General features: G+C 37.2%; 9 protein-coding genes. 3 read left to right on the top strand and 6 right to left on the bottom strand.

The window, feature by feature from the left end; translation table 11 throughout:
- Nucleotides 1-294: 294 nt before the first annotated feature.
- Genes ASC84_RS06670 through ASC84_RS06655 form a run of 4 tightly spaced genes read right to left on the bottom strand, consistent with a single transcriptional unit; the run spans nucleotide 295 to nucleotide 4,060 of the window.
- On the bottom strand, nucleotides 295-1,326 hold the full coding sequence (locus ASC84_RS06670; RefSeq protein WP_004719563.1) for an alpha/beta hydrolase: 1,032 nt from the start codon (nucleotides 1,324-1,326) through the stop codon (nucleotides 295-297).
- On the bottom strand, nucleotides 1,326-2,474 hold the full coding sequence (locus tag ASC84_RS06665) for a YdcF family protein (RefSeq protein WP_056512837.1): 1,149 nt from the start codon (nucleotides 2,472-2,474) through the stop codon (nucleotides 1,326-1,328). Before ASC84_RS06665 ends, ASC84_RS06670 begins: the two co-directional genes overlap by 1 nt.
- Before the next feature lie 13 nt (nucleotides 2,475-2,487).
- A complete protein-coding gene (gene murB / locus ASC84_RS06660; RefSeq protein ID WP_004719558.1) occupies nucleotides 2,488-3,516 on the bottom strand; it encodes a UDP-N-acetylmuramate dehydrogenase in 1,029 nt (342 codons plus the stop codon).
- Between the two features lie 40 nt (nucleotides 3,517-3,556).
- Complete coding sequence (locus ASC84_RS06655) at nucleotides 3,557-4,060, bottom strand: low molecular weight protein-tyrosine-phosphatase (RefSeq protein WP_056512835.1); 504 nt, start codon at nucleotides 4,058-4,060, stop codon at nucleotides 3,557-3,559.
- 120 nt (nucleotides 4,061-4,180) lie between these two features.
- Here ASC84_RS06655 and ASC84_RS06650 point away from each other — a divergent pair, with 120 nt between their 5' ends.
- From ASC84_RS06650 to ASC84_RS06640, 3 genes are all read left to right on the top strand, one after another.
- The gene (locus ASC84_RS06650; protein ID WP_056512833.1) at nucleotides 4,181-5,335 is read left to right on the top strand and encodes an iron-containing alcohol dehydrogenase; all 1,155 of its coding nucleotides are present in this window, start codon (nucleotides 4,181-4,183) and stop codon (nucleotides 5,333-5,335) included.
- Nucleotides 5,336-5,964: 629 nt separating this feature from the next.
- The gene (locus ASC84_RS06645) at nucleotides 5,965-6,771 is read left to right on the top strand and encodes an OmpW family protein (protein WP_056512831.1); all 807 of its coding nucleotides are present in this window, start codon (nucleotides 5,965-5,967) and stop codon (nucleotides 6,769-6,771) included.
- A 227-nt stretch (nucleotides 6,772-6,998) separates the two neighbouring features.
- On the top strand, nucleotides 6,999-7,430 hold the full coding sequence (locus tag ASC84_RS06640) for a thioesterase family protein (RefSeq protein ID WP_056512827.1): 432 nt from the start codon (nucleotides 6,999-7,001) through the stop codon (nucleotides 7,428-7,430).
- Between the two features lie 376 nt (nucleotides 7,431-7,806).
- Here the strand turns inward: ASC84_RS06640 and ASC84_RS06635 are convergent, their stop codons facing one another.
- Together ASC84_RS06635 and mgtA are read right to left on the bottom strand one after the other, a co-directional pair.
- Complete coding sequence (locus ASC84_RS06635) at nucleotides 7,807-8,526, bottom strand: MgtC/SapB family protein (protein ID WP_056512824.1); 720 nt, start codon at nucleotides 8,524-8,526, stop codon at nucleotides 7,807-7,809.
- A gap of 12 nt (nucleotides 8,527-8,538) precedes the next feature.
- The gene (mgtA, locus tag ASC84_RS06630) at nucleotides 8,539-11,286 is read right to left on the bottom strand and encodes a magnesium-translocating P-type ATPase (protein ID WP_056512821.1); all 2,748 of its coding nucleotides are present in this window, start codon (nucleotides 11,284-11,286) and stop codon (nucleotides 8,539-8,541) included.
- Nucleotides 11,287-11,299 lie beyond the last annotated feature (13 nt).

The raw sequence follows: 11,299 nt of genomic DNA, 5'->3' as shown, positions 1-11,299 counted from the left end.
AGTAAAAATCCACACAAGTTGTTCTTCATATTCTCTTAATGATTAATTTATCACTTCGTCAGTGATAAATAAGACGCAATAAACATTTAACAACTTAACCCTCTAAGCTAAGTTCATTTGCTGTATCGCGTCGGGATGCTGCGTATTCTATACAGATTTTAAACCAGCGCAAGCCCTATTTTCAACAAAATGCATCGTGTGATTATTTTTTAATCTAAATATTCAAAAAACCGCATAATTCACCTATTTTTTAGGCATTTTTGAGAAATTCAGCTTAAAAGTAAGCTACATCTATTATTCAAAATAGTCACCAGAAGATTGTGCATGTAAAAACGCAGGAATTAATCCAGTTAAAGCTGCACGTATATCAGCACGCTCATTAATCAATTGATGCGAGCCTTCTTCAAGAATCAATAAGGTCTGTAATCTAAATTGTCGACGTACAAAATCAATATTATATTTCCAGTCTACAGTTTGGTCTTGTGCACCTTGTGCCAACCAAACCGGAATGCGGCACTTTGGATAGGCCTCCATTTCTAACATCCACTTCGACATTGCCAAAATCCAATCCATTCCCATCATTCGAGGTTGTAACGGGTCTTTAAGGCGTACAAATCTTAAAAACTCAGGATTGTGATTATTTCTTTTAAAGTGACGAGGAACTTCTCTTTTAATTCTGCGAATAATTCCTAAACCAATAGAATTATGCCACCACGCTGTTTTTGCAGGTCGTACCAATGGTGAAAGCAGTAACACCCGATCCACAATTGGATTTTCACGTTTTTGTGCATACTCAAGTAAATGATGCATCCAAATTGCACCACCTGTACTTTGCCCTACTCCCAACCACGGCTTAGGAAGCTGCTCTGCATTTTTTACATATTGATAGACCGCATGTAACACTTGTTGGTAATGGTCAAAGTTTTGAATATTTGCAGGCGAACCATTACTCAGTCCATGCCCAGGCAAATCATAAGTAATCACACTAAACCCTTGTTCAAGGATTTCTTTCACAATCGGTTGGTAAATACCACTATGTTCTAAATAGCCATGCAACAAACACACAGTACCTTTTATTTTATCTATATTGGGTTTAAATACTTGCACATGGAGTTTAAACAACGGCATATCAATAAAACCTTGCCATTGCACACAGTCCAGTTGATCAAAACCATAAAGACGTTGGTAAGATTTTATTTCTTTATTTGGAATATATTCACGATTTAAGTTTAAAGCTTCTAATAGTTGTGGTGTTGTATCTCGACTTGGAATAGGTAAGTCAAGTTGCTTTAGAATTGTTGGATTTAAAAATGGAATATCTGCCATTAAGGCACCTCTCTACAGCCACTCGAACCAAATAACATATCTCTGATTGTTGCTAAAGTTTCATAATTGGCTCTACGACTATGATCATAATTTTGTTTGCTCGGCTGCCATGCTGTTAATTGAGTTGGCATTGGTGCATTGACAGGAATTGTTTCGATACCATTTAATGCAAATAAACGACGTGTTCTTGGCATATGGTAACGATCGGTAATTAATAAGACTGTAGGTGCACCACCTTTCTTCTGTAAAAGTAATGAACTAAAGCGTGTATTTTCACAAGTGTTCATGCTTCTATTTTCTAATAGTTTTGCTTGAACACCGCGCTCAGATAACCATTTTTGCATATAGGGTGCTTCTACACCACTCAGCACAATAGGAAGTTTAACCTTCTCTTCTAAGGCTAAGGTTGTTTCAAGTCTTAGTTTGGTATAGTCATTCACAATAATGTCTTTTTGATTTTTATCTAAAGTTAAACCACCGCCCAAGACTACAATTGCATAAGGTTGACTGATTGGCTTCGGTTGTTCACTGGTTTTGGTAGGCAAACTTTCAAGATCTTCTTGTACTTGTGAACTAGACAATTCATTTGCCAATGTGTGTGAATTTTCTTGAAGTAATTTTTCATCAATTTTATGTTTTTTTAAGAATGTTAAATATTCATCCATTAAAGCCTTATTGTCTTCACTATTTAAATCCAATAAGTTTTTAACAACATCGTTCGATTGATTCTCAACAACCTCTGATGCAGCATGTTCAGACACCAATGGAATTACTGGTTTGTTTTGTTCTTCATCATCATTTTTTTGATCTTCAGCAATTTTTTCTTGCAAGGCTTTATATCGTAATTGGAGTAGCATTAAATCCTGAGCATTTTTACTCTTAATGGCTTCATCCATCAGCTTAAGATAGGCTTGTCGAGCAATCCATAAATCAGAACCAGGTTCTAAGTTTTCAGCCTCCGAAAGAGCAGCGTTTTGCTGGCTCTTTGCTGCCACCTGATTGACTTCAACTGGAACAATGCTATTCAGGATTTTAACCATCATTGTCGAATAAAATGGCGTGTACCAAAAAACGACCAAACAGCCGAATAATACAAATAATATGGCAATTATTCGTAGAAATCTGACCATCCAATGCGGTTTGACCATATATTTACTCAATTTAATGGTTTTCGATTAAGCCTAGTTCATTATAAAGCACAGGTTCAGGTTCTAAGTGCACACCAAACTTCTCAAAAACATCTTTTTGTACTGCCTGATACGTTGCGCGTACATCTGTCAATGTTGCATCGGCATAATTCACCAACACCAAAGCTTGTTTATGAAACATTCCCACCTGATTAAGCTGTTTACCTTTCCAACCTGATTGATCAATCAACCAACCCGCTGCAATTTTAACGTGATTCCCTGCTTGAGGATAATGTGGAATATTAGGGAATTTTGCAATTAATTGTGAAAACTCTTGTTGCTTAATAATCGGATTTTTAAAGAAACTTCCCACGTTTGGATATTCATTTGGGTCTGGGAGTTTACTTTGACGAATATGAATCACTTGCTTTTGTAAGTTTTCAGCACTCATATCATCCATCATTGCATCTTTTAAATCCCCATAATTTACTTTTAAATCAGCATGTTTAAGTAATTTAAAAATCACATGGGTAATCACATAACGATCTGGATCATCTTTAAAAATACTGTGTCGATAAGAAAAATGGCAATCTTGTGCTTGAATTGAAAGTGTCTGTGCTGATTGACGATCGTAGACTTCTACAGATTGAATAAATTCACCAACTTCAACACCATACGCGCCAATATTTTGCACAGGCGATGCGCCGACTAAGCCCGGAATCAAAGCCAAGTTTTGTAAACCATAAAGTTGTTGCGTTGTCGTCCACAATACAAAGTCATGCCAAACTTGCCCTGCACCCACTTTGATTGTTTTACTTTCGGCATCTTCACTTAAAAATTCAATACCTTGTATATCTATAGCAACTACAAGCGCATGAATATGCTCAGGCAGCATCATATTGCTGCCCCCTGAAAGCAGTAAAACGTTTAAATCGTGTGCTTTAGAAAACTGCAACGCTTGTTGAAGATCTACGATAGATTGTATTTTGACATAATGTGATGCAATCGAGTTCAAACTCAATGTATTAAAGGGTTTGAGCTGAACCTGTGATTCAATATTCATAACTTAAATTTATTTCCTAAAAATATTTCAATCACTTGCATTAAAACTGTTGTTGAAACACATGTACCCAAGCCAAACTACTCGATTCACACTGATCAAGTACACGTTCAAATCCATCAGCTTCACCGTAATAAGGATCTGGAAGCGCCTGTTGTGGATAAACGTGATCATGCTCACTCATTAAAGCAATTTTAGCTTTGATTTGAGCAAGACCAAATTGGCTACTGGCTAGGTTATACAAATGCTGTATATCCGCAAAATTCTGATGATCCATGGCAAGAATCAAATCAAACTCTAAAAAGTCTTGTATTTTTAATTGTCTAGCACGTAACCCAGAAAGATCATAGCCTCTTTTTATTGCATGTTTTTGACTGCGACTATCAGGTGATTTATTTGGATGATAATTGCTCGTTCCAGCTGAATCCACAACTACATTTAATCGTTTTTCATCACAATAGTGTCGTAAAACCACCTCTGCTGTGGGTGAGCGACAAATATTTCCTAAGCACACACATAAAACTTTGTATGGCATTTTGGATGACATAACAACCTCAAATGATCATTTCTTTTATAAAGTCTTATGTTAAGTTATTTAGCAGGCGAATCCTATAGAACCTTAAAACAATAATGTTTAATTTGTGATGATAGATTAAGGATAATACATATGAGTCATTTTCAATTCCAAACTGTAGCCAATATTATTTCAGGTTTAGGATCAATCCAAGAGCTCAGCACAGTATTAGGCAATCAATACCACAAAGCATTAATCGTGACAGATGCAGGTATGATTCAACACGCACTGCATTTGCCGCTATTAAAAATTTTATCGCAATGCAATTTAGACTATGAAATTTATGCCGATGTACAGGCAGATCCAGCAGAGCAAATTGTTTTATCGGCAGTTCAATTCGCCAAAGACAATCAAGTAGATGTAGTTATTGGCTTTGGTGGTGGTAGCTCTATGGATGTTGCCAAACTCATCGCGATATTGGCAAATCCAAAGCAATCACAAAGTATTCAGGAAATCTATGGGGTCAATAATGTCAAAGGCCCTCGCCTTCCTTTAATTCTCATTCCAACCACCGCTGGCACAGGCTCTGAAGTCACCCCCATTTCAATTGTCACTACAGGTGAAACCACCAAAACAGGTATCGTTTCCCCCATTTTATATGCCGATGTGGCAATTCTAGATGCAACATTTACCTCAGGCCTACCTGCACCTATCACAGCAGCAACAGGCATAGATGCGATGGTGCATGCCATTGAAGCCTATACCTCTAAAATTAAAAAGAATTTTTATGCAGACATGCTTGCTAAACAAGCCCTTAAACTTTTAAATAAAAATTTAAAATTGGTCCTGGCGGATGGTACAAATTTAGCAGCTCGTCAAAATATGCTGGTTGGTTCTATGCTTGCAGGGCAGGCTTTTGCCAACGCTCCTGTAGGTGCCGTACACGCTTTAGCATATCCCTTAGGTGGTCATTTTCATTTATCACATGGACATACTAACGCTTTGGTTTTATTGGAAGTGTTAAAATTCAATGCGCCTGATGCAAAAGCACTTTATGCAGAGTTAATGCAATGGCTTGATCCTTATAGTAAAGGCAGTACAGAAGGCTTATGTGACTTATTTATTGATCATATGCAGAGACACTTGGATCACAGTGGTTTGACTTTGAAATTGCGCGATTTAAATGTACACGAGCAGCAACTGGATAGATTGGCATCCGATGCAATGCTACAAACCCGTCTTTTACAAAATAATCCAAGGCCTCTACTCCACGCAGATGCATTAAAAATTTATCAGGCGATTTATTAAAATTTATCAACATTGATCATGCATTGATTTATTGAATGCACTTTTAAATAGACTTCTTTCATAGGTCCTTTTTAAAAGCATAAATCAATATAAAAGCGCCCTCATCCTAGCCTTCTTCCAGTGGGAGAAGGCTCTTTCAATACCAATATGACTCCCTCAACATGATCATTTTTTGATTTATGAAAAATCTTGAATAAACATGAAGTACAATTGAGACATACTCGCTGAGTGTTTTATTTAAAAGTATCAAAATATCTATCATATGACCTATAATTTGTGTTTGAAATATGCGGACCGCATCCGATCAAATCGACCTAAATTTTGAACAAAATTTATAATCTTGTAAAAATACAGCATTAAAATTAAACTTGATTATTCTCAAAATATGAAAAAAACCATCCTATTGCGTCGTTTTGTTATATTTTTTAATCAATCGCACTTAAAGTTTTTTTAAAGATTTTATTTAAAAATGATTAATTATCAAACCATTAACCCATTAAATGTTTATTTTATGACTAGCTAGTAATTAGTTTTTATTTAATTTTTATTTAATTTTTAAAATAATTACTCTAAAATCGCGCCAGATCTTAATCGGAAAATTAAGACAACTAGTATTGGAAAATGATTCTATGAAAAAACTTACATTAGCAATTCTGCCATTAGCAGCATTTGGATTAAGCAACGTTTCTCACGCAGCAACTTCAGATGGTAAAACTTTTGGTGTTTCTGCTGGTTGGTTACATGTTATGCCTCAAAGTAAAGGACAAGGCGTAAATGGTAAAACTGGTAATAGTCCTTACTTAGGTCCTTTGGCGAATATACAAGCCAATAACCCAGATGCAGGTTTTGAAGTACAAAATGCGGATACAGCAGGCTTAATGCTTGATTATTTTGTCAATGACAATGTTTCACTTGAATTAACTTTAGGCGCTCCTCCTGAAATGGAACTTGCTGGCCAAGGTAGCATTAAAGTTCACGGTGTTACTGTCGTTGATCTAAATAAATTTGATAAAGCTGCAACAACAGATGCTTATACGCCAACGCTTTCTGCTCGTTATCACTTTGGTTCAATCAACAACAAGATCCGTCCTTATGTAGGTGCAGGCTTGATGTATGCTCATTTCTCAAATGTTGAGACTGATTCAGCAATCAATGATGCATTAAAAGCCAATCCTTTACTTGGTCGATATAATCCAGAACTAGGTAAGGTTAAAGTTGATGACGCTTTTGCACCTGTTGCAATCCTTGGTGCAGATTTCAATATCAACAAAAATTGGTATGCAACTGCTTCTGTTTCATATGCACATTTGTCAACAAAAGCAAAATTAAATGTAAATGGTACAACGCCAGCTGGGCAAACCACTTTAATTTCAGGCCAAAGCAGCATTGAGATTAAACCAATCGTGACTTATTTAGGTCTTGGTTATCGTTTCTAATCAATTTGGACTGAATCAGTTCTAAATTGTAAAAGCTCATTAGGTTAGACTTAATGAGCTTTTTTATTTTTTTCACTTGAATATAGTTGCACTGTGTTAAAACACTTGTAAACAAATGCAAAATTCATCTATAAAGTTACTTGTTTATAAAGCTTTGCAAAGCCTTGGCTTGGTGATTGATCACAAAAGCACTGTTAATTTTTTATCTATTCGAATGAATAATCCAAATGAAACCAGAAATAAAATTACGTACCCAATACTCCTTTATCTTCCCCATCCAAACACGTTGGGCAGACAACGATATTTATGGTCATGTGAATAATGTGACTTATTATAGTTATTTTGATACTGCAGCGAATGCACTCTTGATCCAAAAAACCGACTTTGATATACATCACTCACCCATCATTGGTTTGGTGGTAAATTCTTCGTGTCATTTTCTCGAAGAACTCACCTATCCAGAAATTATTGAGGTTGGGGTCGCCATTGCAAAAATTGGTAATTCATCACTGAGCTATGATCTGGCTATTTTCAAACAGGGTAAAACTGAAGCTTCAGCACAAGGTCAATTTGTACATGTATTCGTAGAGCGTGAGACAAAGAAAAGCACCCCGATTCCACAAAAAATGCGAGATGCTTTGCAAGACTATACAACCTGAGTTCGATATAAGTTTTTGATGAAATATGATACGCGGAAACGTCATCCGCAACTGTCTGAGGCAGGACTTCATTCATAAAGTATTGTTTCTGCGATTCATTGAATGCGCTTCTGGTCGTCGACGAGTTTTGCGGTGAGCAGCGAAGCTGCGCAAGATGCTTACCCTTGCGGAGCTTCGCTCCTCATCCCGAAACAAAAGTAGGGCGAGCCGCAGGCTGATCCTGAAATTGAATGACAGTTCAGCAAGACTCCGTCAAGATCATTGCTTTTCAATAAGTTAAAGATATAGTTAAGTCGAACTCACGTTATATAGTTTAAGCCTAAAAAATTGACACTTAAGACTATTTAGCTCCGACACCCTAAAAATAAACATCATTTTAAGCCAAGGTATTTTGATCCCAAAAAGCCTGACTCACTTCAGGCATTTGATTTAACATTTCAATAATCGGCTGAATTTCTTTTTCCTCAACAGAATTCGCAATCAAAATCGCCCTAATCTCTACATCTTGCTCACCAAAAGGTTCTACATCAAAATCTTTAGCAGGAAAATGATAACGCTTTAAAGCTTTATTCAGCTCATCCATGACATATTTACTGTGCTCTTTTTGACAAACCACATAAATTTCATGTTGCATTTCCGAATCAACATTTAAAGGTTTACGGTCGATAATATGCCCAATAGGACGTAATAAAGTATTGGCTGCCAAAATAAATATCGTCGCTAATATAGCCTCCACCAAGCGGTCACAACCTGCCGCAGCACCGACAGCAGCAGAACACCACAAGGTCGCAGCAGTATTGAGTCCTTGAATATTCCCTTCTTGGCGCATGATTACCCCTGCGCCAAGAAATCCAATGCCAGAAACCACATAAGCAATCACCCGTACTGAACCATCAGCACCTGTTAAGTTATTGGCAATATCAACAAATATAGCAGCGCCAAGGGCGACTAATACATTGGTTCTTAAGCCTGCTGTACGCTGCCTATACTGTCGCTCAAACCCGATCAATCCCCCTAAAATAAAAGCGCCAAGTAAACTAATCAAGGTATCTAGCATATTCGCTAATTCTAGATGTTGAATGAATTGGAGTTGCATTGGAGTTCTCCATTACCAGCCGTAACGACGGATGTAAATTTTTTTCATCAGTTGCACAACCAGCATGTAGCCAAGCAAGATGAAAGGTAAAAATAAGAAATAAGTTAATGGTAAAGCTTGTAATTTTAAGTACTCAGCAAAAGGCCCCATTGGTAAGAAAATACCAACAGCCACAATGACCAAGGTCATGACTATCAAAGGCATTGCCGCACGACTTTGAATAAATGGTATTTTTTCTGTACGAATCATATGCACAATAATCGTTTGTGTTAGTAGCCCCACGACAAACCAACCGGATTGAAATAATGTTTGCTTTTCTGGCGAATTTGCATGAAATACAAACCACATGAGAGCAAAGGTCAAAATGTCAAAGATCGAACTAAGTGGCCCAAAGAAAATCATAAAACGGCCAATTTCATTTGGTTTCCAGCTTTGCGGTTTTTCGATCAACTCATCATCAACATTGTCAAATGGAATGGCGATTTGTGATACATCATAAAGTAAGTTCTGTACCAGCAAATGAATCGGTAGCATGGGTAAAAACGGAATAAAAGCACTTGCTACTAATACCGAAAAAACATTACCAAAATTTGAACTTGCCGTCATTTTGATATATTTCAGCATATTGGCAAATGTACGTCGTCCCTCTAGCACGCCTTCTTCAAGCACCATTAAACTTTTTTCAAGTAAAATTAAATCTGCTGACTCTTTGGCTATATCCACTGCTGTATCAACCGAAATTCCAATATCAGCACTACGTATCGCAGCCGCATCATTGATTCCATCGCCTAGAAATCCAACCACATGTCCATTCTCTTTCAGCTGCATCACAATACGTTCTTTGTGAACTGGACTTAATTTGGCAAATACCTGTGTATATTCAACGGCAAATTTTAGTTCTTCATCAGTCATGTTCTCAACATGCCCACCTAAAAGAACATGTTCACAGTCCAGACCAAGTTCTTTGCAGACCTTTTGAGTAACAAACTCATTATCACCTGTAAGCACTTTGACATTGACGCCATGCGCTGCCAATTGAGCTAAAGCAGGTGCAGCGGATTTTTTAGGAGGATCCAAGAAAGTTAGATACCCAGTTAAAATCAAATTACTTTCATCTGCGACAGAAAAGTCATCTGATTTACCACTAAAATCTCGATACGCGATGGCAATAACACGTAAACCTTCAAGATTAAATTGGCGTATTTTTTCTTGAATCGCCTCAAGATGGGCTGGTGTTAATAGCTCAATCTTGTCATTTATCTCTATATGCGAACAGACTTTCAGCATTTCCTCTGCCGCACCTTTAGTGATGATACGTGCGTTACCTTGTAAGGTTCTGACCACTACTGACATACGTCGACGCACAAAATCAAATGGTACTTCATCAAGCTTCTTAAATTTAAAATTTAGATCCTGTAAGTCTTGTGCAGCATGGTCCAAAATTGCAGCATCCAGTAAATTTTTCAGCCCTCTTTGGTAATAGCTATTTAAGTAAGCCTGTACCAATACACGTTGTGATGTCTTGCCATTTACATCGACATGTTGTGATAAACAAATTTTATCCTCAGTCAAGGTACCTGTTTTATCTGTGCATAAAACATCCATTGCGCCAAAATTTTGAATCGCATCTAAACGTTTAACGATAACTTTTTTACGAGATAAAAATACTGCACCTTTGGCCAATGTTGAGGTCACGATCATCGGCAACATTTCAGGTGTTAAACCCACAGCTACAGATAAAGCAAATAGCAATGCTTCACTCCAATCACCTTTGGTAAAGCCATTGATAAATAATACAACTGGCGCCATGATCAACATAAATCGAATCAATAACCAACTGACTTTATTTACCCCCATTTGAAATGAAGTCGTTGCACGATCTGCATGGGATACTCGGTGTGCCAATGCCCCAAAATAGGTTTGTGTCCCAGTATTTACCACCACCGCTTTTGCAGAACCAGACACAATATTGGTTCCCATAAAAACAATATTTTCCAGTTCCAATGCATTTTGCAGGGTGTGATCTTTTTGATCAGCAAACTTTTCTACAGGAATAGATTCACCTGTCATCGACGCTTGTGAAACAAACAGATCTTTTGCAAAGATAATTCGACAATCCGCAGGGATCATATCTCCAGCAGACAATAAAATGATGTCACCAGGGACCAAATCTTGGATCGCAAGTTCAACCTGTTGAGATCCTTGATCTAGGTCGTATTGCAGGGTTTCAAGGTCTGGGGCATCCCAATCTACTTGACGAATCACTGTAGCCGTATTACTTACCATTGCTTTTAATGCAGCGGCTGCTTTATTTGACTTAAACTCTTGCCAATAGCGCAACACCGTAGAAAGTACAACCATGGTTGTAATAATAATTGTGCCTTCTATATCGTCGGTAAAGAAAGCCACCAAAGCCAAAATGGTAAGTAAAATATTAAATGGATTGCGATAGGCATACCAAAGATGCTTCCACCACGGCAGTGGTTTTTCATGCGCAAGCTCATTTAATCCAAATTGTTCTTGTCGTTGTTCAACCTGCTTTGCTGACAAGCCTTGCTCTGTTGTATTTAAATGATTGAGCAATTGCTCTGAAGCTACATAGGAAGCATTGATCAAACTTTGTGAAAGCTTTTTACTAATTTCACTGGCATAACTGGCTTGATGTAATTCTTTAAATGAGCGATGACGTTCAAATAAGTGTTGAATATGATATTTTTTGATGAAATTAGAAAATAAACGTTGCCATAGATTATGAAGCATAATGTTCTCCTTT

Source organism: Acinetobacter sp. Root1280, from assembly GCF_001425285.1.
GTDB classification, from domain to species: domain Bacteria; phylum Pseudomonadota; class Gammaproteobacteria; order Pseudomonadales; family Moraxellaceae; genus Acinetobacter; species Acinetobacter guillouiae.
Note: the sequence above shows the minus strand (reverse complement) of the source record. Positions and strands in the feature narration are given on the sequence as shown.